This is a genomic window from Bradyrhizobium sp. HKCCYLS3070 (assembly GCF_051167575.1).
Taxonomy (GTDB): Bacteria; Pseudomonadota; Alphaproteobacteria; order Rhizobiales; family Xanthobacteraceae; genus Bradyrhizobium.
The window spans coordinates 41,516-64,290 of record NZ_JBNPTI010000018.1 but is presented as its reverse complement, the minus strand read 5'-3'; the positions used below and the strand labels follow the sequence as shown (position 1 = coordinate 64,290).

20 protein-coding genes and 1 tRNA gene are annotated in these 22,775 nt (G+C 66.5%); 7 read left to right on the top strand and 14 right to left on the bottom strand.

Going from position 1 to position 22,775, the window contains the following annotated elements; all coding sequences use genetic code 11:
- Positions 1–2: 2 nt before the first annotated feature.
- The 5 genes from ACQR03_RS31340 to ACQR03_RS31320 all read right to left on the bottom strand — a co-directional run bounded on the left by ACQR03_RS31340 (position 3) and on the right by ACQR03_RS31320 (position 5,531).
- Entirely contained in the window at positions 3–692 is a 690-nt protein-coding gene (locus ACQR03_RS31340; protein ID WP_315769973.1) for a response regulator transcription factor, read from the bottom strand.
- A 70-nt stretch (positions 693–762) separates the two neighbouring features.
- Positions 763–1,974, bottom strand: a complete 1,212-nt coding sequence (locus tag ACQR03_RS31335) for a c-type cytochrome (RefSeq protein ID WP_434842248.1) — start codon at positions 1,972–1,974, stop codon at positions 763–765.
- Positions 1,975–2,116: 142 nt separating this feature from the next.
- Positions 2,117–3,808: a PQQ-dependent methanol/ethanol family dehydrogenase gene (locus ACQR03_RS31330; RefSeq protein ID WP_316204566.1), complete on the bottom strand. Its 1,692-nt coding sequence runs from the start codon at positions 3,806–3,808 to the stop codon at positions 2,117–2,119.
- Between the two features lie 1,209 nt (positions 3,809–5,017).
- Positions 5,018–5,102: transfer RNA gene (locus ACQR03_RS31325), tRNA-Leu, on the bottom strand.
- A 135-nt stretch (positions 5,103–5,237) separates the two neighbouring features.
- Positions 5,238–5,531 (bottom strand): FliM/FliN family flagellar motor switch protein, encoded by a 294-nt coding sequence (locus ACQR03_RS31320; protein WP_409997775.1) that lies wholly within the window; start codon positions 5,529–5,531, stop codon positions 5,238–5,240.
- Positions 5,532–5,551: 20 nt separating this feature from the next.
- On the opposite strand from ACQR03_RS31320, the gene lipB reads away from it, so the two are divergent.
- Positions 5,552–6,259 (top strand): lipoyl(octanoyl) transferase LipB, encoded by a 708-nt coding sequence (lipB, locus tag ACQR03_RS31315; protein WP_434842249.1) that lies wholly within the window; start codon positions 5,552–5,554, stop codon positions 6,257–6,259.
- Between the two features lie 17 nt (positions 6,260–6,276).
- Here the strand turns inward: lipB and ACQR03_RS31310 are convergent, their stop codons facing one another.
- Positions 6,277–6,705, bottom strand: a complete 429-nt coding sequence (locus tag ACQR03_RS31310; protein ID WP_434842250.1) for a tautomerase family protein — start codon at positions 6,703–6,705, stop codon at positions 6,277–6,279.
- Positions 6,706–6,813: 108 nt separating this feature from the next.
- Between ACQR03_RS31310 and ACQR03_RS31305 the strand changes: the two genes are divergently transcribed.
- Both ACQR03_RS31305 and ACQR03_RS31300 read left to right on the top strand, forming a co-directional pair.
- Positions 6,814–7,671 carry a LysR family transcriptional regulator gene (locus tag ACQR03_RS31305; protein ID WP_434842251.1) on the top strand — a complete coding sequence of 286 codons (858 nt, stop codon included), beginning with the start codon at positions 6,814–6,816 and terminating at the stop codon, positions 7,669–7,671.
- A gap of 59 nt (positions 7,672–7,730) precedes the next feature.
- A complete protein-coding gene (locus tag ACQR03_RS31300; protein WP_434842252.1) occupies positions 7,731–8,777 on the top strand; it encodes an AraC family transcriptional regulator in 1,047 nt (348 codons plus the stop codon).
- Between the two features lie 16 nt (positions 8,778–8,793).
- Here ACQR03_RS31300 and ACQR03_RS31295 read toward each other — a convergent pair whose 3' ends face one another.
- Genes ACQR03_RS31295 through ACQR03_RS31285 form a run of 3 tightly spaced genes read right to left on the bottom strand, consistent with a single transcriptional unit; the run spans position 8,794 to position 11,463 of the window.
- Complete coding sequence (locus ACQR03_RS31295) at positions 8,794–10,230, bottom strand: TIGR01777 family oxidoreductase (protein WP_434842253.1); 1,437 nt, start codon at positions 10,228–10,230, stop codon at positions 8,794–8,796.
- Positions 10,227–10,886, bottom strand: coding sequence for a DUF4166 domain-containing protein (locus tag ACQR03_RS31290; protein ID WP_315717712.1), 660 nt, complete (start codon positions 10,884–10,886; stop codon positions 10,227–10,229). Before ACQR03_RS31290 ends, ACQR03_RS31295 begins: the two co-directional genes overlap by 4 nt.
- A 16-nt stretch (positions 10,887–10,902) precedes the next feature.
- A complete protein-coding gene (locus tag ACQR03_RS31285; protein WP_315717711.1) occupies positions 10,903–11,463 on the bottom strand; it encodes a GbsR/MarR family transcriptional regulator in 561 nt (186 codons plus the stop codon).
- A 148-nt stretch (positions 11,464–11,611) separates the two neighbouring features.
- Here ACQR03_RS31285 and ACQR03_RS31280 point away from each other — a divergent pair, with 148 nt between their 5' ends.
- The gene (locus ACQR03_RS31280) at positions 11,612–12,421 is read left to right on the top strand and encodes a class I SAM-dependent methyltransferase (protein WP_434842254.1); all 810 of its coding nucleotides are present in this window, start codon (positions 11,612–11,614) and stop codon (positions 12,419–12,421) included.
- A gap of 24 nt (positions 12,422–12,445) precedes the next feature.
- Here ACQR03_RS31280 and ACQR03_RS31275 read toward each other — a convergent pair whose 3' ends face one another.
- The 5 genes from ACQR03_RS31275 to ACQR03_RS31255 form a co-directional block, all read right to left on the bottom strand.
- Positions 12,446–12,748, bottom strand: coding sequence for an acylphosphatase (locus tag ACQR03_RS31275; RefSeq protein WP_315717709.1), 303 nt, complete (start codon positions 12,746–12,748; stop codon positions 12,446–12,448).
- Positions 12,745–13,611 carry an isocitrate lyase/PEP mutase family protein gene (locus ACQR03_RS31270; RefSeq protein ID WP_316170834.1) on the bottom strand — a complete coding sequence of 289 codons (867 nt, stop codon included), beginning with the start codon at positions 13,609–13,611 and terminating at the stop codon, positions 12,745–12,747. Before ACQR03_RS31270 ends, ACQR03_RS31275 begins: the two co-directional genes overlap by 4 nt.
- 181 nt (positions 13,612–13,792) lie before the next feature.
- Complete coding sequence (locus tag ACQR03_RS31265) at positions 13,793–15,808, bottom strand: acetyl/propionyl/methylcrotonyl-CoA carboxylase subunit alpha (RefSeq protein WP_315717707.1); 2,016 nt, start codon at positions 15,806–15,808, stop codon at positions 13,793–13,795.
- A 156-nt stretch (positions 15,809–15,964) separates the two neighbouring features.
- The gene (locus ACQR03_RS31260) at positions 15,965–16,192 is read right to left on the bottom strand and encodes a hypothetical protein (RefSeq protein WP_315754780.1); all 228 of its coding nucleotides are present in this window, start codon (positions 16,190–16,192) and stop codon (positions 15,965–15,967) included.
- Positions 16,193–16,260: 68 nt separating this feature from the next.
- Positions 16,261–17,388 carry a zinc-binding metallopeptidase family protein gene (locus ACQR03_RS31255; protein ID WP_316165053.1) on the bottom strand — a complete coding sequence of 376 codons (1,128 nt, stop codon included), beginning with the start codon at positions 17,386–17,388 and terminating at the stop codon, positions 16,261–16,263.
- 226 nt (positions 17,389–17,614) lie between these two features.
- Here ACQR03_RS31255 and ACQR03_RS31250 point away from each other — a divergent pair, with 226 nt between their 5' ends.
- The 3 genes from ACQR03_RS31250 to ACQR03_RS31240 all read left to right on the top strand — a co-directional run bounded on the left by ACQR03_RS31250 (position 17,615) and on the right by ACQR03_RS31240 (position 22,747).
- Positions 17,615–20,080 carry a PAS domain-containing hybrid sensor histidine kinase/response regulator gene (locus tag ACQR03_RS31250; protein ID WP_315827871.1) on the top strand — a complete coding sequence of 822 codons (2,466 nt, stop codon included), beginning with the start codon at positions 17,615–17,617 and terminating at the stop codon, positions 20,078–20,080.
- 113 nt (positions 20,081–20,193) lie between these two features.
- Complete coding sequence (locus tag ACQR03_RS31245) at positions 20,194–21,474, top strand: MFS transporter (protein ID WP_316203026.1); 1,281 nt, start codon at positions 20,194–20,196, stop codon at positions 21,472–21,474.
- Positions 21,475–21,496: 22 nt separating this feature from the next.
- Entirely contained in the window at positions 21,497–22,747 is a 1,251-nt protein-coding gene (locus ACQR03_RS31240) for an arsenic transporter (protein WP_434842255.1), read from the top strand.
- Positions 22,748–22,775: the final 28 nt, after the last annotated feature.

Sequence of the window (22,775 nt, the reverse complement as noted above, 5' to 3'; positions counted from 1 at the left end):
CGCTACGGGTGCTTTCGACTCGAAGCGGTGCGCGATCCCTGCCGGTCGGCCGGCACGTTCAGCGCGATCTTGCCGATCTCGATGACGGCCTTGTTGCGGCTGAACAGACGGAGTTTTCTCAGGATCTCGGTGATGTGCGCCTTGACGGTCGACTCCGCAAGCTGAAGCTCGCCGGCGATTTCCCGGTTCTGATAGCCACGCCTGATCAGGTCGAGGACGCGAAGCTGTTGTGGCGTCAGCTCCTCGAGACGCGCCTGCAGCGCGCGAGATGACCCCTTCCCGGGGCGCTCGACGACGGGCACGAAGTCTTTCGGGACCGAGATCGAGCCGCTGAGCACGCGCTCGATCGCCGACGTCAGCTCGCGCTTCGAGGTCGACTTCGGCAGATAGCCGGCCGCGCCGAGCGAAAGCGCCTCGCGCACGACGTTCTGGTCCTCTTCACTCGAGACGATCGCGACCGGAAGCCGCGGATACGCGGCGCGAAGCCGCTGGAATCCCGAGAAGCCCATGGCATCGGGCAGCGTCAGGTCGAGCAGCGCCAGGTCGATGTCGGGTTTCATTGCGAGGGTGGTGAGCGCATCGGCAATCGACAGCGCCTCGAAGATCTCGGCGTCGGGATGCGCCAGACGCACCGCATTGCCGAGAGCTTCGCGAAACAGCGGATGATCGTCGATGATCAGAAAGCGCGTCATGTCCGACCTTCACTCGCCGCCAGCACGTGCCGGGTGGATCCGGCAGATCGTGTCGGCCGGTGCCCCTCCTTCAATTTGCCGTTTCTGACGACTGCACGGTCAGCAGGAACGTATAGATGCTCTCGAACTGGTCGTCGGTAAAGACCTCCTTCCAGGCGGGCATGCCCTTGGAGGGACGGCCTTCATGCACGGTGGTCCAAAATTTGTCGCGCATGTCCTCGCCGTAGCGGGTCCGCAGCCGTCGCAGGTCGATGCGCCGTTCCGCCTGCACGGCGTCGGGTCCGTGACAATGCGCGCAGGTGCCGTTGAAGATCTCTTTGCCCAGCGTCACCGCCTCGGTCTTCGACTCGCTCGCAGTCGAGTCCGAAACCCTCATCACGGCGGCCTCGGCGACCGGCTGGCGGAGAAGCTGAGCAGGGTCAGTCGCCGACGCCAGCTTGATCGGGCGCGGCACGGCGCCGAGCCTGATCGACGGCTCGCTCGGCAGCCCGTATTTGACCGCCAGCTCGGCGATCCGCGGTGCGAGCTGCGGCAGCGCGGCGTCGATCTGATCGCGCAATTGCGTGGAGCTCTTGGCAAGGCCGATCGCGGCATCCCAGGACAGACCGTCGCCCTCGACCGGCTGGATCCGGAAACTGCTCTGGTAGATCGTCTTGTTCAGCCAGCCTGCAACCGGCCCCCAGATGAAGGCGATGTCGGCCTTGCCGTGGGCCAGCGCCGCCAAGCCTTCGTCCGGTGTCAGCACCGTCACCTTCTCGATGTCGTCGCGCTGGGCCAGCAGATTTTGCGGCGTGGTCTGGTATTGCACCGCAACCCGCTTGCCTCGGAGGTCGTCGATGCCATGGACGAGCAACGTTCCGCGGCTGACGAGCGCGTAGGTTTCGGTTGCGATCTTCTGCGAGAAGATCACGGCCGGTCCCATGAAGTCCGCTGACAGCGGCAGGCCGATCATCGCGTCGCACTGCTTGCCCAGCAGCGTCACGCGCACGGTGCGCTTGCCGAAATAGGATTTGTACCAATCATACGTCACGGGGCGGCCGAGCTCACGCGACAGCGCCTGGCCGACCTCGACATAGAATCCCGGCTGCGTTGGATTGTCGCTCGAGAACGGAAGATTGGTCGGGTCCGCGCAGAGTCGCAGCGGCTCCGCCTCGTTGGCCCGGCCCGCCGCCGACGCGGCCAGCACGGTGGAGGCCACCAAGGCGACGAGAGCCGTCGCGCTTGCTGCCAGTTCGGCGGTGGCCCGCCAATTCGAGCCAGTCTGACGGCGATTCAGGCGCATCCTCGATCCCTCAGGTCTTGTCTATCTGCTTGTACGGCTCGGTCTCGCGGCCGGGCCGTCTTCGTCCGCTTGATGCGGATTGGCTGAACGCCGCGCGTGTCCCCGCGGCCGGGGCCACGCGCAGCCGTCGCGAGCGTTGCGGTTATTGGACCGCGAACACGAACAGAGCGCCGCCCTCGGGAGCTGCGTTCGTCATCTTCTTGCCGATCTCGCCCAGGAACGCCGGGATCGAGGCGGTGCGGCCGACGACGACGGCAACGTACTGCTTGCCGTCCACCGAGTAGGTCACCGGACCGGCACCGATGCCGGAGCCGAGATTCTTCTTCCACAGGATCTTGCCGGTCTTGGCGTCGATGGCGCGGAAGTCGCCGTGAAGATTGCCGGAGAATACCAAGCCGCCGGCGGTGCTCAGCGTGCCGCCGTTGAACGGAAGGTCTTCCTGGATCGACCAGACCTTCTTGTTGTTCACGGGATCCCAGGCGATGAGTTCACCGAGGAACCCGCCGGGGCCTTCCTTGGTCGGGAATTCCGCACCGAGATAGAACACGCCGCGCTTGTACGAGACGTCGCTGACCGACCAGTCCATGCAGACATTGTTCGCCGGGATGTAGACCAGGCCGGTGTCCGGATTGTACGACATCGGCTGCCAGTTCTTGCCGCCGATCAGGTTCGGGCAGACGTCCTTGACGGGATGTCCGGGGCCCGGCCGTTTGTCCGGATCCTCGACCGCGCGCAACGTCGAGGTGTCCCATTTCTGCGCCCAGTTGGCGAAGACGTATTTCTCGGCCGAGATCACCTTGCCGGTCTCGCGGTTGGCCACGAAGAAGAAGCCATTGCGGTCGGCCTTCATCAGCGTCGGGACAGCCGCACCGCCAACCTTGAGATCGGCGAGAATAGCCTCGTTGACGCCGTCATAGTCCCAGGCATCGGCAGGCGTGGTCTGGATGTGCCACTTGATCTTGCCGGTGTTCGGATCGAGCGCCAGCGTGGACGCCGTATACAGATTGGTCAGCTTGCCGAAATCGCCATTGCCGGTCGAGCGCACGGCGGTGTTCCAGGGACCTGGATTGCTGGTGCCCCAATAGACCGTGTCGCTCTTCGGATCGTAGGAGCCGACCAGCCAGGCCGCGCCGCCACCATGCAGGCCGGTGTCACCCTTCCAGGTCTCGCTGCCGGGCTCGCCGGGCGCAGGCACCGTGTAGGTCTGCCAGACCATCTTGCCGGAGTTGATGTCGTAGGCCTGCAGCGAGCCGCGCACGCCGTACTCGCCGCCGCCGAAGCCGGTGATGACCTTGTCGCGCACGACCAGCGGCGGCGAGGTGATCACCGAGCCCTGCTTGTAGTCCACCACCTTGGACGTCCACAGCTCCTTGCCGGTGGCGGCATCGAGCGCGGTCAGCTTGCCGTCGAGCCGGCCGACGAACAGCTTGCCGTCGGCATAGGAGATGCCGCGGCTGTTCACGTCGCAGCAGGCATATTGCAGCGTATCGTCCGGAATGTCCGGCTCATAGGTCCATTTGCGCGCGCCGGTCGCGGCATCCAGCGCATAGACGTATTTCGGCCCCCACGACGTCGAGACGTAGAGCGTGTTGCCGATCACGATCGGCGAGGCCTCGTTCGAGCGTAGCGAGGCCAGCGAGAACGAATAGACCAGCGACAGCTTGCTGGCGTTCTCGGTGTTGATCTCCTTGAGCGGGCTGAACCGGGTGTTGCCGTAGTCATGCCCGGCCATCGCCCAGGCGCCGGGCTCGCTGGCGGCCTTCAGCGCCGAGTCGTTGGCGCGGACGCCTAACGTGCCGGCGACAAGGAAGGCAACCGTCGAGATGCCAGCCAAGAATCTCCTGCTTGTGAAGTTCATCAGTTCCCTCCGCTTATGTCTTTGTTGTGGTCGTATGGCGCGTGCGCCAGCCCCAAGATGAGCAGTCGCGCTGCAAGCAACGGGGCGATTACAGCATCAGCTCCGCCCGGCTCTCATAGGCGGAAGGTAGTAGGCGCAGGGGATCGGGGTTGAACGCCGATTATCGCGCCCTTTCAGCGACTTACCGGAATTCCATGACCTGCGGGCGGAAGGATCGTTATCGCCATGATGAACGAGGCGCGCTTCTGCTGTGCGGTCTCGTGGCCGCCCGGCGTCCTCGCGGTCGCCACAGCGAGGGAAGCCGTCGCTCTCGAGATGACGCCTTGAACAACCCGGACCGAACGGCGGCATCGTTTAGTTCGGCGAACGCATCGCGGCACGCCCCCGCTCATCTGGTGATCATGGTTGAGCGATGACGCCACGCAGGCGCCGCAGGGCGGGCAAAGGCGCGCCAACAACGATGGTGTCGTGCACGATCTCGCACGAGCCGTGCCCACCGCCCGCCCCACTGGCGCCAATGGTGGCACGCGTCGCCTTCGGCGTCGCTTTGCCGTCCCATGGCAGCGTCACGTGCGGCGGAGTCGGGGTGCACGGCGCGACGGACTCCGTCAGCGTCATCAAGCTGATTTGGCCCCGTCCAGACCTTCTGAAGAAAATAATCTTGTTGCTATTTTTCCGAATACGTGTTTGTGTATCGCTATCCTGGACCCGCCGAGAGGGGCGCTTCGCGATCGTCACGAGACGTGGGGTCTGGGGATGCGGTGGCCGCAGGCGTGCTGCAGCGGGCTCACGGGCTCGCCGACGAACGGCAGGTTTGCGGACGTGAAGACGCGTGGTCCTGGCGCCCCGATGCTGGCGCCAAGTCGTCGGGCGATGATCCCGAGGGCGACGGTGGCTAAAGAGCCGGACACCGGGGAGATCGCGACATAAGCGTGAAAACCATCGCGCGGGGAATGCCGGGATGTCTCGGCTGAACCTGTGGTTCCTGCCGCCTGCATTTTTTTCGCAGGCGGGCCATGGGTGCGGCCAGCGCCCGGCATTCCCTGCGCCCTCTCATTCTCGAGGGCGGAACGACCGGCACAACTCGGACGCCATCGCGCCGCGGGACCGTAGCCCATCGCCCGAACGAAAGGCGCGAGGCCGGAACAAACCGCAAACAGATTTGAAGTTTTGGGGAGAGAGGGATGGTGCGCTCGGAGGGACTCGAACCCCCACGGTGTTACCCACTGCCACCTCAAGGCAGCGCGTCTACCAATTCCGCCACGAGCGCGAAGAAGAAGCCGGAGCCAGAGGAAGGGCGGCACCGGATCAGTGGCGCCCGTGTATCAAATCGATGTCGGGGGGACAAGGCCCGCCCTGCCCTAAAATACCGGATTGTGGACGGTTTTGGCTTGGCCGGGGCGCGCTATCGCGACGTCGGCGTCGGCGAGCGCGGCAGCATCTGCTTGACCTCGACCGCGATGCGGTTGCGGTCGACCAGCACCACCCCATTTGCGATCGGCAGATTGTTGGCGAGCACCTTGACGTCGTCGGCCTCGGTGGCGTCCAGCTCGATGATGGCGCCGCGGGACAGGCGCAGAACCTGGTGGATGGGCATGGAGCAGGTGCCGAGAACGACCATCAGGTCGACTGTCACTTTATCGAGGGTTGACACTGCAGGACCACCGAAGTCACGACTGGATTTTCGTTGCCCAGACATCACCATGTTGTGGTTAGCCAATGGTTAACAGCCGCGAAACGCTCGACCTGACCACCTTTGCTGGCCCCCCCGGCAACGCCGTGGCGTGGCGCATCTCCGATTCGCTGATCGACTACGCCCAGGCCACCGAGTTCATGGAGGCGCGGGCGGCCGCGATCGCCGCTCACGAGGCCGCGGAGATGGTCTGGCTGCTCGAGCACCCGCCGGTCTACACCTCCGGTACGTCGGGCAAGGCCGAAGACCTGCGCGATCCGCGCTTTCCGCTGGTGCCGACCGGGCGCGGCGGCCAGGTCACCTATCATGGGCCCGGCCAGCGGGTGGCCTATGTCATGCTCGACCTCAAGCGGCGCCGGCCGGATGTGCGAGCCTATGTCGCGGCGCTCGAGGAGACCATCATCCGCACCCTCGATGCCTTCAACGTGCGCGGCGAGCGGCGCGAGGATCGCGTCGGCGTCTGGGTCAAACGGCCCGACAAGGGCGAGGGCCATGAGGACAAGATCGCCGCGATCGGCGTGCGGCTGAAGCGCTGGGTCAGCTTTCACGGCATCGCCATCAATGTCGAGCCGGACCTGTCGCACTTTCAGGCCATCGTGCCCTGCGGCGTGACCGATCCGCGTTACGGCGTCACCAGCCTGGTCGATCTCGGCCTGCCGGTGACGCTCGCCGATGTCGACATCGCGTTCCGGCAGGCGTTCGAGAGCGTCTTCGGCGCCGTCAGCGTCGCGTAGCCGGAGACGGCATGAGCTCACGCGGCGCCCTGCTGCGGCGGCACGTCGAGCTTCGCCGCGACATAGCGGCGCTCCTGGCTCAAGCCACCGAAGCCGTAGGCATCCGCCTTGATCTCGTCGACATGAAGGTAGGTCTCGTGATGCAGCGGGCCGATCAGCTCGGCCATGCGCGCGAACACCGCGGCCAGATAGGCGGCCTTCTCGTCCTTGGTGTTGGTGCCCTCGCTGACGTGAACGTCGATCCAGTAGCTGGCAAGTCCCTGCTCCGCCAGCGAGGCGCCGCCGGCGAACCAGTCCGCGGCATCCGCTTCCGAGACGATGACGGCGGTGACCTTGGGATCCTTGCGCAGGATCCGCGCCGTCAATTCGGTGACGGCGTCCGCGATGGCCTTTTTCAGCGACGGCGAGCGGCGCTGGCTGGCATAGACGATGTTGATCAACGGCATGGTTGGCTCCCGGTATCCAGCGCGTGACTGCGCCTCGACAGCAAAGCTAGCCGCGCGCCTGTCATTTTGGTATCTTATCGGGATTGATATCAATGATAACGATCGCATATGACAGCCACGCTCGACATCGCGACCGTCCGCGCCTTTCTGCTGGTGAGCGAGCTGCACAGCTTCACCCGGGCGGCCGAGACGCTCGGCACCACGCAGGCCGCGGTCAGCCTGAAGCTGCAGCGCCTGGAAGCGCTGCTCGGAAAGCGGCTGGTCGAGCGTTCGCCACGCGCGGTCCGGCTCACCTCCGACGGCGCGGCCTTCGCCGAGAACGCCCGCGCGCTGGTTGCCGCGCATGACCTCGCGCTGACCGGGGCCCCCCGCATCCGGCCGCTGTTGTCGCTGGGGATCAGCGATCACGTCGCCGGCCCCGAGCTGGTGCCGATGCTCGAGCAGCTGCATGGGGCCACGGCAGATCTCGTCCTGTCGGTCAGCATCGGCTTCTCGCGCGACCTGCTCGACCGCTACGATGCCGGCAAGCTCGACGCCGTGATCGTCCGCCAGGAGGCGAGCCGGCGCGGTGGCGAGGCGTTGATCACGGACGAGTTCGGCTGGTTCGCAGCGCCCAGATTTCGTCTGCCGGCGGCCGGCACGCTGCCGCTCGCCACGCTCGCGCCGCCCTGTGGCGTGCGCAGCATCGCGGTCCGCGCGCTCGAGCGCGCCCGAATCAGCTTCAGCGAGACGTTCGTCGGCGGCGGGGTGACGGCCGTTGCGGCCGCCGCGCGGGCCGGTCTTGCGATTGCGCCGCTGGCCCGCCGGATCGCACCCAGCGGACTGATCGATGTCGGAACGGATCTCGGCCTGCCCAAGCTCGGCCGCTCCAAGGTGATGCTGCATGCGAAGGCGGGCGATGCGGCCAAGCGCGCGGCCTTGCGCACGCTGGCCGCGGCATTCCGAAGCGCCGCGATCTCGAAGTAATTGACGCCCGCGGAGCCTGATGTAGCATGGATTAATCATCCGAGTTCAGGAGCAGCGGCTTGAACCGTCTCTTGACCGCAGCTGACCTCGTCAGCGCCCCAGCAAAGCCGAGCCCGGCCTCGACCGGCGCGACCGGCCTCGAACCATTGCATCGCCACGCGCTGATCCGAACCTCGAACGCCGACGTGCTGCGCGACCTCGCGGGGCGCCGGCTCGGCGCCGAGCGCGTCGACTTCAGGAACGCCGAGCGCTTCGAGGCGATCGTCAACCTGATCGAGCTCGAGACCATCGGCCTCGCGTTCGGCACCACGACCTGCGACATGGTCTGCGACCATCGCGCCGCCGATTTCATGAGAGTGCAGATCGCCCTGAAGGGACGCGCGGTCAGTTGCACTCCCGGCGAGGCGACCGACGTCAATGAGCATCAGTTCGCAGTCGCGCCGGCCGGCGTGCCATGGCAGATGGCGTGCCTGGGTGGCCATCGGCGACTGACTCTGCGGCTCGATCCCCAGGCGCTGCGACGGCGCCTGACGGCGCTGGTCGGCGTGCAGCCGCGCGCCGACTTTGCGATCGACCCTGCCATTCCGACCGCCGATCCGCAGGCCCGCAACCTGATGCGGCTGCTGGATTTCCTGACGACCCAGCTCAACGAGCAGGATGCGGCGTTCCCCGCCGCGGTGTATCGCGAGCTGGAGGATGCGGTGCATGTCGCCTTCCTCTGCGCCAGCCGTCATCGTTTCCGCGACACGCTCCTGGGTCCCTCTCCGATGCCGGATTTCGGCCTGGTCAAGCGGCTCGAAGATTACATCGAGGCCAACTGGCGCGAGCCGATCACGATCGAGCGCCTGGCGCGCGAAGCCGGCGTCAGCGCCCGCTCGATCTTCCGTCTGTTCGAGCGCGTGCGCGGCTATTCGCCGATGGCCTTCGCCAAATCGGTGCGCCTGCGGCGCGCCCGCGAGATGCTGCGCTCCGGCGATCCCGACGTCACGGTGGCAGCGGCCGCCGCCGCCTGCAACTTTGCCAATGCCGGACACTTCGCCCGCTACTACCGCGCCACGTTCGGCGAGCTGCCATCGGCGACGATGGCACGCGCCGAGCAATCGTGACGCTTTTTTCGACCGCTCACAGGATGGCTTCGAGCGCGCTACGCAGGCTCTGATGCCGGAACACGAAGCCGCTCGACAGCGCCTTGTTCGGCACCACGCGCTGGCCGCCGAGCAAAAGCTCCTCGGCGAAGTCGCCGCCGATCCGGCGCAGCAGACCGGCGGGGACGCGCAGCAGCGCCGGACGCCGCAGGCAGCGCGCGAGTTCGGCGGTGAAGGCGAGATTGCGCACCGGCAGCGGCGCCGTCGCATTGACCGGCCCGGTGATGGCCTCAGTCGCGATCACATGCGCGATCAGCCGAACGAGATCGTCGCGCTCGATCCAGGACATCCATTGCAGACCGGAGCCGAATGGCCCGCCGAGGCCGAATTCGAACGGCGTCAGCATTCGCGCCAGGAAGCCGCCGTCGCGGCCGACCACGAGCCCGATCCTCAGCAGTGCGACGCGGACGCCGTGCGCTTCGGCACCGCGCGCCGCCTGTTCCCAGGCGTCGCAGAGGTCATGGCTGAAGCAGGCATGCGACTTGGCCGATTCCGTCAGCGGCTGGTCCTGCCACAGGCCGTACCAGCCGATCGCCGAGCCGTTGATCAAGACATTCGGCTTGCGGTCGAGTCGCGCAATCAGAGAGACGACGGCTTCCGTCGTAGCCAGCCGGGACTGCAGGATCGTCGCGCGCCTGGCCGCGGTCCACGGCGCATTGCCGATCGGTTCACCGGCAAGATTGACGATCGCGTCGATACGGGTGTCGGACGCGAGCTGATCGAGATTGGTGATCAAGGTCAGCGGCGCCGGCAGCACGGCGGCCTTGGCCGGATCACGTACCAGGGCGACGACGTGATGACCGGCCGCGGCGAGACCGGCCACCAGCCGCGCGCCGATGAAACCGGTCGCGCCGGTGATGAGGATGGTCTGTGCCGGCGGCAGCGCCGCGACCAGCCCGGCCGCATCCGGCTGCGACATCCGCGCAAGGCGCCGTGCCGCGGTGAAGTCGCGCAGGCCGCACAGGGCAGCGCCAACCGCGGCGGCAGCCGCAATCCAGCTCAGCAAGCCGGCAAAGGCCAGCACGATCGCCGAGGGCTGCATCGCCCAGCCGATCAGCAGCGGCACCAGCAGCATGAGGATCGCGCCGTAGTTGATGGCGAGCAGCGTGTGATTCACGCGTTCGCTCGGCGGCAGCTTGCGCGTCAGATCCTCCTCGACGAAATCGGTCAAGGTGATGCCGATCTCGGCCACGAGCACCGCGAGCACGAGGATTGCGAACAATCCATGCACCTCGCACCAGCCGATGACGGCGAACAGCAGCGCATAGAGCATATTGCGGACGCCGTGCAGCTTGAGCTCGCCCTGCTGTGACGGGCGCCAGGCCAGGCGCTCGGTGAACTCATGGTGATAGACGGTGTCGAACACGCCCATCACGATCTGAAGCGCAATCAGGGACCAGAGCAGCGGCGTCATGGTGCGGACTCCCGGAACATGGCGCTCTGGCGGATGATGCGCCCGAAGCGCGGATGGATGATCTCGAGCGAGAAGCGAAAGACGCCGCTGCCGAGATCGGAATGGGTGACGGTGAGGTCGCCGGGCGTGAGCCATGCCGGCAGCGCCCAGCGCCGGCCCGCGAAGTCGAACGTGTAGCCGGCGCTATGGAAATGAAGCGCGCCATCGGCGACGCCGACGCGCAGGCTCATGCTAAGGCCCCAGCCGAGATATTCCTCGAGCCCCGTCGGACCGGCGAAGCGCTTGGCGGAATGGATCACCTGCGGGAAGCCATGCGGGCGTCCGCAGATGCGCGTCCAGATCTGGCCGCCTCTCGCCGCGTCCTCCGTCACCGCGACGATCATCGGCACACCGATGTCTGCGTGCGTCGGCAGCGGCCCGCCGATCAGCCGCGCCAGATGCGCGAACCAGAAGCCGGCACGACTGATCTCGGCCTGATCGACTTCGCCGACATAGACGACGGTCGCGCCGTCGGCGAGTTTCTTGGAGAAGCGGCGCCAGATCGACACCGGCAGCCGCCCCCAATCCTCGGCGGACAACAGCACACGAAACCTGTGATCGTCATGAAGCCGGGCGTTGGAGGGCGTTGAAAGTCCGAGATGTCCCATGGTCACCATGACGCCCTCCGCTCATCTACGACCTTGATCTTCCCGACGGCAGCAGATTTGCGATCTTCTCGCCGAGCTTGATCAGCGCGACGAGACGCGGCCGCGGCACCTTCAGCATCTGCACGTACCAGCGGTCGACCAGCTCAGTGAACGCCAGCATGTCTTTCAGCCGCCTGGCTGCGACCGTGCTGATCGCGGGATCGCCGGTCGCTTCCGCGACGCAGGCGCGCAGCGCAGCGATCGCGGGATCGATCTCGCGCTCCTTGCGGCCGGCCGCGATCCGCTGTGCGACCTCCCAGATGTCGGTCTCGGCCTCGAAATGATCGCGGCGGTCGCCGAGGATCGGCACGCGCCGGATCAAGCCCCAGGCGAGCAGCTCCTTCAGCGAGTTCGAGACATTGGAGCGGGCCATGCCGAGCGTGTCGGCGATGTCCTCCGCCGTCATCGGCTTCTCGGCGAGGTACAGCAGCCCGTGGATCTGGCTCACCGAGCGGTTCACGCCCCACCGGTCGCCCATGTCGCCCCAGTTGAGGATGAAACGCTCGACGGCGGGCGGAAGTTTTCGATGGCCTGTAATTTCTGTCATAACAGAAATATCTGACGGGCGAGGATGAATGTCAAGAGACCCGGCTTTGAACCGGGCTGGGGGCTGGCCCGACGGATGTTACGGCGCCCATTTTGCGCCTGCCGACCGCCCGGTTCCCCGCCTGCCCCCTCTGCAACAGGAGCAAGCCATGACGGCATCCGACAAGGCGTTCACTGGATCGATCCCACAGATCTACGATCAACTGATGGTCCCCTTGATCTTCGTGCCCTATGCGCTGGACCTCGCGCGGCGCATCGCGGCGTACCTGCCGCGCGACGTGCTGGAGACGGCGGCGGGCACCGGCGTGGTTACGCGGGCCCTGCATGCTCAACTGCCGCCGGAGGTCCGGATCACCGCCACCGACCTCAACGAGCCGATGCTCGCGCAGGCGAAGACCCATCTCGCCGCTGCGGACCGCATCGCATTTCATCAAGCCGATGCGCTGACCCTGCCCTTTGCCGACGCGAGCTTCGATGCCGTCGCATGTCAGTTCGGCGCGATGTTCTTCCCCGATCGCGTCAAGGGCTATGCGGAGGCCCGCCGCGTGCTCCGGCCCGGCGGACGTTTCGTCTTCAACGTCTGGGACCGGATCGAGGAGAATGAAATCCCTCACGTCGTTCACGAGACGTTGCAGCAGGTCTTCCCCGAAAGCCCGCCGCAGTTCTTCATCCGGACTCCGCACGGCTATTTCGATGCCGGGCGGATCGAGGCCGATCTGACCGCAGCGGGCTTCACCGATATCGCGATCGAGACGGTGACGCATCGCAGCCGCGCGGCGTCGCCTCAGGACCCGGCCACGGCATTTTGCCAGGGCACACCGATGCGCGGCGAGATCGAAGCACGCGGCACGCCCGGCCTCGCCGCCGTGACGCAGGCGACCGCGGACGCGCTGGCGCGCCGGTTCGGCAACGGACCGATCGAGGGCCGCATCCAGGCGCTGGTGATCTCGGCGGGGTGAGCGGCGGGCTCGCGCGCCGTGTCGTTAGAGCGTCGGCAACACGGAGAACGCCTCGCCCGGCCGGCGCGGTTTGAGCTGATCGGCCGTCGCCGGGTTTTCCATCACGGCATCGACATGCGCTGCTGGCGGTCCCTCGCGGCAGGCTGCCAACACGGCGGCAACGTCGTCCGAGGGACCCGCGAACAACGCCTCGACACTGCCATCGGTGCGGTTGCGGACCCAGCCTTCGAGGCCGTTCAGGATGGCCTGGTCCTCGACCCAGGCACGATAACCCACTCCCTGGACGCGGCCGCGCACCAAGACGTGGACGATGGCGCGATCGATCATGATCCGAGCCCCAGAAAATCGCGCAGGCGCTTCTTCACATCCGCCTCGCGCATCACGCGTGCCGTCAGCTCCGCCGACGGCAGCCCCTTGAGCTGCTTCGGCGAGGCGCCGTCGCGGAGCGCCTTCAGCGTCTCATACACCGCCTGCGTCGCCGCGGCGATCGGCGCATGGCCCTGTAGCGCGACGCGGACACGGCGCGAGGCGAGATAGCCGAGATCGGACATCTCCTCCGGCGCGCCGCCGAGCACGATCGGCAGCGTCGTCGCCGCCGCGACCGCATCGAGTTGGTCGCGCGCGGTAATGCCGGTGAAGAACAGGCCGTCGACGCCGCAGGCCTCATACGCCCTGGCTCGCGCGATCGCGTCGTCGAGCGAGGTTATGGAAACGGCGCCCGTCCGTCCCAGGATGACCAGCGCGGGATCGTCGCGGCCATCGAGCGCGGCCTTCACCTTGCCGACCCCTTCGGCAAGCGAGATCAGTTGCGGCTTCGCTTCGCCGAAAGCCTGCGGCAGCAGGGTATCCTCGATGGTGAGACCCGCGGCACCGGCCGCTTCCAGTTCCTGCACCGTGCGGCGCACGTTCATCGCGTTGCCGTAGCCGTGATCGGCATCGACCAGCACCGGCAGCGCGGCAGCGCGCGACATTCGCCGCATCTGCTCGGCCAACTCCGTCAGCGTGATCAGCGCGATGTCGGGGTCGCCGAGCACGGCGAGCGAAGCAGCCGAGCCGCCGAACATGCCGAGCTCGAAGCCGAGGTCCTCGGCGATCCGGATCGAAATCGCGTCGTATACCGATCCCGGATGGATGCAGCGATCGCCGGCGAGGATCGCACGGAGCGCCTCTCGACGTGCACGGAAAGTCATCCTCGCCTCCTCTCTCCCGTCATTGCGAGGAGCCAACGGGTCCGCACAAAGCGCGGCCCGATGACAGGCTCCGCGACCAGGCAATCCGGAGTCGTCTCCCGAGCCCCGGATTGCTTCCGCCTTCGCCTACAGGCTTCGGCGGACAAAGTCGCTTCGTTCGCAACGACGTCGACTTCTGAGCTTACGCAAACTCCAGGATCAGCGCGTCCACCGCGAGCGTAGCGCCGGCTGTCGCGTGGATCTTCTTCACCGTACCGTCCTGCTCGGCGCGCAGCACGTTTTGCATCTTCATGGCTTCGACCACGGCGAGCGTCTCGCCGGCCTTGACCTCCTGCCCTTCGGTCACGGCGATCGAGACCACGAGGCCGGGCATCGGGCACAGGAGCTTCTTGCCGCTATCACCTGCGGTGACGACCGGCATCAGCCGCGCCGCGGTCGCCTCGGCTTCCGTGTAGACGTAGACCGGCGCTTCGACGCCCTGATGCGCGAGCCGCACACCGTTCGCAATGAGGCGCGTCTGCACGGCGATGGCCGCGCCATCGATGGTGCCGTGCCAGACCGCATCGCCCGGTTTCCAGTCCGACACCAACTGATGCGCCGGACCGACCTTGCCGTCGGCCCCGACGAAGCGGACCGTGATCGCGCCGTTCTCCCTGGTGATGTCGAGCAGGATCTCGTCACGCCCGAGCCACACCGCGCGGCGGCCCTGTCGCTTCACAGGCCGGCCGATCATCTGCTGCGAGATCTGCCGCTTGCGCTCGCCGAGCACGTGGTCGATCGCAGCACCCACCGCCGCCAGCCGGCGCGCGATCTCGCCTTCCGGCGCACGCGCGGCAAAGCCCTTGGGAAACTCCTCGGCGATGAAGCCGGTCGACAGCCGGCCCTCGCGCCAGCGCGGATGGTTCATCAGCGCCGACAGGAACGGGATGTTGTGGCGGATGCCATCGACATAGAACGCATCGAGCGCGGTCGACTGCGCCTCGATCGCGGCAGCCCGCGACTCCGCATGGGTGACGAGCTTGGCGATCATCGGATCGTAATAGATCGAGATCTCGCCGCCCTCCTGCACGCCGGTGTCGTTGCGCACGGTGATGCCGTCAGCCTTGCTCTCGGCCGGCGGGCGATACTTCACGAGGCGGCCGATCGACGGCAGGAAGCTGCGGAACGGATCTTCCGCATAGACGCGCGATTCCACCGCCCAGCCGGTCAGCGTCACGTCCTTCTGCGCAAGCGAAAGCTTCTCGCCGGCGGCGACGCGGATCATCTGCTCGACGAGATCGATACCGGTGACGAGCTCGGTCACGGGATGCTCGACCTGCAGGCGGGTGTTCATCTCGAGGAAGTAGAAGCTCTTGTCCTGGCCGGCGACGAACTCGACGGTGCCGGCGGAGTCGTAGTTCACGGCCTTGGCGAGCGCGACCGCCTGCTCGCCCATCTTGCGCCGCGTCTCCTCATCGAGCAGCGGCGACGGCGCCTCCTCGATGACCTTCTGGTTGCGGCGCTGGATCGAGCATTCGCGCTCGCCGAGATAGATCACGTTGCCATGCTTGTCGCCGAGCACCTGGATCTCGATGTGGCGGGGATCGACGATGAACTTCTCGATGAAGACGCGATCGTCGCCGAACGAAGCCTTGGCCTCGGCCTTGGCGAGATTGAAACCCTCGGCGACCTCGGCGGTCGAACGCGCGATGCGCATGCCCTTGCCGCCGCCGCCGGCGGAGGCCTTGATCATCACGGGGTAGCCGATCTCGTCGGCGATGCGCACGGCGTGCTTGTCGTCCTCGATGACGCCGAGGAAGCCGGGCACGGTCGAGACCTTGGCCTTGGCGGCCGCCTTCTTGGATTCGATCTTGTCGCCCATGGCGGCGATGGCGCCGGGATTGGGGCCGATGAAGACGATGCCGGCCTCGGCCAATGCCCGCGGGAAAGCCTCGCGCTCGGACAGGAAGCCGTAGCCCGGATGCACCGCCTCGGCGCCGGTCTTGCGGCAGGCCTCGACGATGCGGTCGATCAGGAGATAGCTCTCGGCGGCGGCGGGCGGGCCGATCAGCACGGCGTCATCGGCCATCTCGACATGAAGCGCATCGCGGTCGGCTTCCGAATAGACCGCAACGGTTCGGATTCCCATGCGGCGGGCGGTCTTGATGACCCGGCAGGCGATCTCGCCGCGGTTCGCGATCAGAATGGTTTTGAACATTTCTTGCTTGATACCTTTGGGCGGGCTCCCCGCTCGTGGCACAGGCGTAACACCGCGAGCTTGACCGGTTCGTCTATACCAAAATCGCCCGCGCGCAACCCGCCTCTCGTTCCGCCCCTGCCGTCCGGCGAGGCATGCCAGCCGTGTCCCCTGCCGTCAGCCGGAATAGCTGTGGAAACGTCCGCGGGCATAGGCGTGCGACACCGCCTTCATCAGCTCGCCGACCTCGGTCTCAAGGAAATCGTTCGCAACGATCAGGGCACGAATGGCCGCCCGCGGATCGCCTTCGCAGGCAGCGATGGCCTCGTCCACGGCGGCCTCCAGCGCGAGGTCTTCGCTGTCCGCGGCTTGAGCATTGGTCTTGGATTGCGATCTGGGCTGCATGCGCGATGACGGTCCTCGCTCCGGTCACGCCTTCATGTTCACTTTATGTTCTCAAGAGTCAAGGCGGATCACGCCGCCCCGATCTCTTCCTGCTGCGGCTCGGCCTGTGGCTTTTCGGGAGCCAGAGCGACAGACTCTTGCTGTGCACCCTGCCGCACCAGGCGGTGGATGAAGCCCAGCTTGCCGATGACCGGCGGCGTCAGGATGAAAGGATAGAGATCCCGCGCGCCCATCGCTCGCGCGACGCTGTTCATCGCAAAGGTGAACGGCAGCCAGGCGTTGACGATGGTGTCGAAGTCCTCCGCGACGTACGGATCGAAGGTGACGCGCGCCGTCAGCCCGCCGATCTGGTCGGCGGGCGGATCGATCTCGATACCGAACTCGGAGGCCATCTCCAGCGTATCGACGATGTGGAGGTAGTGCGCCCAGGTCTCGGCAAAATCCTCCCACGGATGTGTGGTGGCGTAGGCCGAAACGAAATTGTCCTGCCAGTCCACCGGCGGCCCCTGATCGTAATGCCGCCTCAGCGCCGCGCCGTAGTCCTGGGTATCGTCGCCGAACATGGCCCGGCATTCCTCGAGCCTGCCGGCATCGCGCACCAGCACGTCCCAGAAGTAGTGCCCGACCTCGTGGCGAAAATGACCGAGCAAGGTCCGGTACGGCTCGCCCATTTCGAGCCGGCGCCGCTCGCGCTCGAAATCGTCGGCCTCGGCCAGAGCGATGGTGATGAGGCCGTTGTCGTGGCCGGTCAGGACCCTCTGCTGACCGGCGGGGTCATCGGCAAGGAAGTTGAAGATCAACCCGTGCCCGGGATCCTCGATCCGTGTCTTCACAGGGAGTTTCCAGCGGATCAGCGAATAGAACAGCCGGTGCTTGGCCACCTCCAGCTCTCGCCATCCGGCGAGTTGCGCGGGATCAGACAGATTGGGAATCGTACCGTTGTGCCGGCAGGCGCGGCAGAAGCCCGAAGTCTCGCCGATCTCGAGCAGCCAGTTGCAGGCGTCGTGCTCGGCATTGGCGCAGAAGAAGCGCCCCGTCCCGTGGTCGGCGAGCGTCCGAAAGCCCTCCTCCGCCGGCTCGATCGCCGACAGGATCTGGCGCTCCGGCATGAAGGCGAGCTGATGGCCGCAGCGCCCGCAGCTGCGATTCTCGAAATACAGGATGTTCTTGCAGGCCTGACAGACGAAGAGCTTCACAGCGTGGACCTTCGTGTTGCGGTGTTCAGGGCCTGACGACGCACGACAGTAACAGTCCGTTCCGGGAGCACGGAACTTTTTATCTGCCCTCACGTTCACGTCATGCCGGCGTTTGCCCGCCATAATCTCTGGTCAGTTTGCTTTCCTTGGTCCCAATGTCGCCACGCTTCCGAACACCCGCGATGGAATGCTCGGGCGACTGCTCGCCACATCAGTGCAGGTCAGCATGAACAGCGCGGATGCGCCCAGAGACGAAGTGAGGCCGGAGGCTGCCGCCGATGCGCTGCGCCAGCATATCGAGGAGATAGCGCGCGATCGCGATGAGGCCTATCGCGCGCTGCAGGAACGCGAGGCGGAGCTCGCGCGCATCCAGCGGATCGCCCGGGTCGGCGGCGTCGAGGTCGACCTGCGCGAAGGCTACCGCAACCGCCGCTCCCCCGAATACCTGATCATTCACGGCCTGCCGCCGGAGGCTGTCCACGAGACTCACGAAGACTGGGTCAGACGCGTGCATCCCGACGACCGCGTCAAGGCCGAGCAGGACTTCATTGCTGCAGTCAAGAGTAAGCAGGAGGACTACACCACCGAATACCGCATCATCCGTCCCAGCGACGGCGAGATCCGCTGGGTCCGCGTCATCGCCCGCATCGAGCGTGACTGGAACGGCCGCGCGATCCGTCTGGTCGGCGCGCATATCGATGTCACCGACCAGATGCTGGCGCAAGCCAAGCTGCGCGAGAGCGAGGAACGCTTCCGGCTGATCGCCGACAGCGCGCCGGTGCCGATCTGGGTGACGAAGCTCGACCGCACCCGCTCCTTCGTCAATCGCGCCTATATCGATTTCCTCGGCATGTCCCCTGACGAGGCGCTGGCCTTCGACTGGCGCAAGGTGCTGCATCCCGAGGACCTTCCGCGCATCCTCGAGCAGCAGCAGTCGGGAGAGCGCTCGCTGAAGCCGTTCTTCCTCGAGGCACGCTACCGGCGCGCCGACGGGGAATGGCGCTGGCTGCGATCGGAATCGCAGCCGCGCTGGGATGCGAACGGCAAACATGTCGGTTTCATCGGCGTAGCTCACGACGTCACGGCCGCCAAGCAGGCCGAGATCGAGCTGCGCCGCATCAACGAGACCCTCGAAGAGCGGATCAGGGAGCGCACCGCCCAGCTCGAGGCCAATGAAGCGCGCATGCGCGCGATCTTCGACACCAGCAATCAGTATCAGGCCATCCTCGACGTCGAGGGCCGCGTGATGCATGCCAACCGCATCGCGGTCGCCGGCATGCGCGCCGGTGAAGTGAACGTCATCGGCCAGCCGCTCTGGGATGCGCCCTGGTTCACCCATACGCCGGGCGTGACCGAGATGCTGCGCAAGGCGTTCGCCCGCGTTCTCGCCGGCGAGAGCTTTCGGACCGAGATGCGGCTCGACTTCGCCAGCGGCCAGCGGCATTTCGAGCTTTCGATGCGGCCGCTGTTCGACCAGCATGATGTCGTGACCGGCGCGGTCGCCGAGGCGATCGACGTGACCGAGCGCATCCAGGGTGAGGAGCTGTTGCGGCAGTCGCAGAAGATGGAGGCGATCGGCCAGCTCACCGGCGGCGTCGCACACGACTTCAACAACCTGCTCACCATCATCCGCTCGGCCACCGACTTCCTGCGCCGCCGCGATCTTCCCGAGGAGCGGCGCCGGCGCTATGTCGATGCGATCTCGGAGACGGTGGAGCGCGCCTCGAAGCTGACCGCGCAGCTCCTGGCCTTCGCGCGGCGACAACCCTTGACGCCGCAGGTGTTCAATGTTGGCGAGCAGGTCGAGAGCGTCGTGCAACTGATCCGTCCGCTCGTCGGCAGCCGCATCCAGATCGAGCTCGCGGTCACGGACAGCGGGCTGTTCACCCTCGCCGACGTCGCGCAATTCCAGACCGCGCTCATCAATCTCGCCGTCAATGCGCGCGACGCCATGAACGGTGAAGGACATCTGAAGATCGGCGTGCAGCGGACCGAGAGCATCCCGGCCTTGCGTGGCCAAAGCACCCGGCCCGGTGCCTTCATCGCGATTTCGGTCGCCGACACCGGGGGCGGCATCGCGCCTCAACATCTCAACGCAATCTTCGAACCCTTCTTCACCACCAAGGAGGTCGGCAAGGGCACGGGTCTCGGCCTCAGCCAGGCGTTCGGCTTCGCCAAGCAGTCCGAAGGCGACATCGCGGTCGACAGCCGCATCGGCGACGGCGCGACCTTCACGATCTATCTGCCGCAGGCCACGGCTCCGCAATCCGGCACGGAAGCCGGCTCCGCGCGCATCGAGCCGGCGACCATCGGGCGCGGCTACCGCGTGCTCGTGGTCGAGGACAATGACGAGGTGGGGCAGTTCTCGACCGAGCTGCTCGAGGATCTCGGCTATGTGACGCGCCGCGTCGCCAATGCCGCCGATGCGCTGGCAATCCTGGCGAACGACGAATTCGCGGTCGACCTCGTGTTCTCCGACGTCATCATGCCCGGCATCAACGGCCTGGAGCTCGCCGGCATCATCCGCGACCGCTATCCCGGCCTGCCGGTGGTGCTGACATCCGGCTACAGCCACGTGCTCGCGGAGAACGCCCATCACGGCTTCGAGCTGATCAAGAAGCCCTATTCGGTGGAGTCGCTGTCGCGCATCCTGCGCAAGGCGATGGCCGAAAAGGCGCCGCTGCCGCGCTGAGTAGTGCGCGCTCCGCGCCCCGGAATGCCACGTGGACGGAGTGGGTCACACCGGCCCTGCGGAACCAAATAGCGTACACCGCTGTTGCGATGGATCACGCGCAACGAGGCGGCATGGCGGACTTCGATAGCGGCAAGGACCTGGCCCGCGCCGGCCATGCGCTCGACGCCACCAATTTCTTCCTGGCCGATGTGCGTGACGGGCTCGGCCCTTATCTCGCGATCTATCTCCTGACCGAGCAGAAATGGGACGAGGCCTCGATCGGCGTCGTGATGTCGCTCGCGACGATCGCGGGCATCGTCGCGCAGACGCCCGCCGGCGCGCTGGTCGACGCCACCAGGGCAAAACGGCTGGTCATGATATCAGCCGCGATCGTCGTCACGGCCGCTTCGCTGCTGTTACCTCTCATGACCAGCTTCTGGCCGGTCGCGATCTCGCAGAGCATCGCCAATGCCGCCGGCGTGATCTTCGCGCCGGCGATCGCGGCGGTGTCGCTCGGGATCGTCGGCGCCAAAGCCTTCACCGCGCGGGTCGGCCGCAATGAGACCTTCAATCATGCCGGCAACACGGTCGGCGCCGTCATCGCCGGCGCTGCCGCCTATGCGCTTGGACCGTCGGCGGTGTTCTATCTGATGGCGGTGACGTCGGCCGGCAGCCTCATCAGCGTGCTCGCCATCCCCGAGCGCGCCATCGACCATGACGTCGCGCGCGGACTGGCGCATCAGGCGGAGGGCAATCGCCCGAAGCGGGGCGAGCAGCCCTCGGGCCTCAGCATTCTCCTGACCTGCCGTCCGCTGCTGATCTTCGCGGTCTGCGTCGCGCTGTTTCACCTCGCCAACGCCGCCATGCTGCCGCTGGTCGGCCAGAAGCTGGCGCTGCAGGACAAGAATCTCGGCACCAGCCTGATGTCGGCCTGCATCGCCGCGGCCCAGCTCGTGATGGTACCGATGGCGCTGCTGGTCGGCGCCCGCGCCGACCGCTGGGGCCACAAGCGCTTCTTCCTGACGGCGCTGCTGATCCTGCCGCTGCGCGCGATGCTCTATACGCTATCGGACGACAAGGCGTGGCTGGTCGGCGTGCAGCTACTGGACGGCGTCGGCGCCGGCATCTTCGGCGCGATCATGCCGGTGATCGTCGCGGACCTGATGCGCGGCACCGGACGCTTCAACATTGCGCAGGGCGCTGTGATCACAGCGCAGAGCATTGGCGCGGCGCTGTCGACCGCGCTGGCGGGCCTGGTCGTCGTCCATGGCGGCTACAGCGCCGCATTCCTGGTGCTCGGCGCGGCGGCCGCGCTCGCCGTGATCGTATGCTGGCTGCTGCTTCCCGAGACCGGTGGAGCAGAGGCCGCGCACCCGAATGCGGCGCCCTCGCCCGCTATCCCCGCCGAATGATTTGCTCTATCGATCCCTGATCATGTCCCTGCACGATACCTGGCTCGCCTACGCCATCATCATTCCCGCCACCGCTGGCGTCATCATCCGCCCCTTCCGGCTGCCCGAGGCCGTGTGGGCCGTCGCCGGCGCGATCCTGCTGGTCGCGCTCGGCCTGCTGCCTGTCGCTGAAGCGCTCACCGGCATCCGCAAGGGCGTCGACGTCTATCTGTTCCTGATCGGCATGATGCTGATTGCCGAGCTGGCGCGCCGCGAGGGCCTGTTCGACTATCTGGCGGCCTATGCGGTGGAGCATGCGCGCGGCTCGCCGCAGCTCCTGTTCCTGCTGGTCTATGCGGTCGGCACCCTGGTCACCGTGCTGCTCTCCAACGATGCGACCGCGATCGTGCTGACGCCGGCCGTCTATGCCGCCACCCGCGCCGCCGGCGCCTCGCCGCTGCCCTATCTGTACGTATGCGCCTTCATCGCCAATGCCGCGAGCTTCGTGCTGCCGATCTCCAATCCGGCCAATCTGGTCGTGTTCGGCGAACGCATGCCGCATCTCACCGAATGGCTGCGCCAGTTCACCCTGCCCTCGATGGCCGCGATCGCCCTGACCTTTGTCGCGCTATGGCTGACCCAGCGCCGCGCGCTCCGTGAGGAGACGCTGCGCACCGATGTCGAGAAACCGCACCTGAGCCGCGAGGGTCGGCTTGCCGCGTTCGGGATCGGCGCCATCGCAGCGGTGCTGCTGACTGCCTCGGCGCTCGACGTGCAACTGGGCCTGCCGACCTTCGTCTGTGGCGTCGTCACGGCGACCGCGATCCTGCTGGTCAGCCGGCAATCGCCTTGGCCGGTGATCCGCGGCATCTCATGGGGTGTGCTGCCCCTGGTCGGCGGCCTGTTCGTGATGGTGGAGGGTCTAAGCCGCGCCGGCGCGATCGGACAGCTCAGCGCCTGGTTGCACCAGGGCGTGACGTCGTTGCCGCACGGCACGGCGTGGGCCGCGGGCCTGATCACCGCGGTGGCCGACAACATCGCCAACAACCTGCCGGTCGGCCTGGTTGCGGGCTCCGTCGCCGCCAGCGACCACCTGCCGCATGAGGTCATCCGGGCCATCTTGATCGGGGTCGATCTCGGCCCGAACATCTCGGTCACAGGCTCGCTTGCCACCATCCTTTGGCTGACGGCGTTGCGGCGCGAGAAGATCGAGGTGACCGCCTGGCAGTTTCTCAAGATCGGACTCGTCGCAACGCCGCCGGCGCTAATCGCGGCGCTGGCGGCAGCGATCTGACATCGATTGATTTGCGATGGGCACGTTG

What these genes read in the sequence shown, in the direction of transcription:
- ACQR03_RS31295 (WP_434842253.1), bottom strand. Translation starts at nt 10,230, where the DNA reads ATGACGCCGCTGCTCTGGTCCCTGATTGCGCTTCAGATCGTGATGGGC.
- lipB (WP_434842249.1), top strand. Translation starts at nt 5,552, where the DNA reads ATGGTTAACAGCCGCGAAACGCTCGACCTGACCACCTTTGCTGGCCCC.
- ACQR03_RS31275 (WP_315717709.1), bottom strand. Translation starts at nt 12,748, where the DNA reads ATGATCGATCGCGCCATCGTCCACGTCTTGGTGCGCGGCCGCGTCCAG.
- ACQR03_RS31240 (WP_434842255.1), top strand. Translation starts at nt 21,497, where the DNA reads ATGTCCCTGCACGATACCTGGCTCGCCTACGCCATCATCATTCCCGCC.
- ACQR03_RS31305 (WP_434842251.1), top strand. Translation starts at nt 6,814, where the DNA reads ATGACAGCCACGCTCGACATCGCGACCGTCCGCGCCTTTCTGCTGGTG.
- ACQR03_RS31280 (WP_434842254.1), top strand. Translation starts at nt 11,612, where the DNA reads ATGACGGCATCCGACAAGGCGTTCACTGGATCGATCCCACAGATCTAC.
- ACQR03_RS31310 (WP_434842250.1), bottom strand. Translation starts at nt 6,705, where the DNA reads ATGCCGTTGATCAACATCGTCTATGCCAGCCAGCGCCGCTCGCCGTCG.
- ACQR03_RS31245 (WP_316203026.1), top strand. Translation starts at nt 20,194, where the DNA reads ATGGCGGACTTCGATAGCGGCAAGGACCTGGCCCGCGCCGGCCATGCG.
- ACQR03_RS31335 (WP_434842248.1), bottom strand. Translation starts at nt 1,974, where the DNA reads ATGCGCCTGAATCGCCGTCAGACTGGCTCGAATTGGCGGGCCACCGCC.
- ACQR03_RS31270 (WP_316170834.1), bottom strand. Translation starts at nt 13,611, where the DNA reads ATGACTTTCCGTGCACGTCGAGAGGCGCTCCGTGCGATCCTCGCCGGC.
- ACQR03_RS31290 (WP_315717712.1), bottom strand. Translation starts at nt 10,886, where the DNA reads ATGGTGACCATGGGACATCTCGGACTTTCAACGCCCTCCAACGCCCGG.
- ACQR03_RS31250 (WP_315827871.1), top strand. Translation starts at nt 17,615, where the DNA reads ATGAACAGCGCGGATGCGCCCAGAGACGAAGTGAGGCCGGAGGCTGCC.
- ACQR03_RS31320 (WP_409997775.1), bottom strand. Translation starts at nt 5,531, where the DNA reads ATGTCTGGGCAACGAAAATCCAGTCGTGACTTCGGTGGTCCTGCAGTG.
- ACQR03_RS31285 (WP_315717711.1), bottom strand. Translation starts at nt 11,463, where the DNA reads ATGACAGAAATTACAGGCCATCGAAAACTTCCGCCCGCCGTCGAGCGT.
- ACQR03_RS31260 (WP_315754780.1), bottom strand. Translation starts at nt 16,192, where the DNA reads ATGCAGCCCAGATCGCAATCCAAGACCAATGCTCAAGCCGCGGACAGC.
- ACQR03_RS31265 (WP_315717707.1), bottom strand. Translation starts at nt 15,808, where the DNA reads ATGTTCAAAACCATTCTGATCGCGAACCGCGGCGAGATCGCCTGCCGG.
- ACQR03_RS31340 (WP_315769973.1), bottom strand. Translation starts at nt 692, where the DNA reads ATGACGCGCTTTCTGATCATCGACGATCATCCGCTGTTTCGCGAAGCT.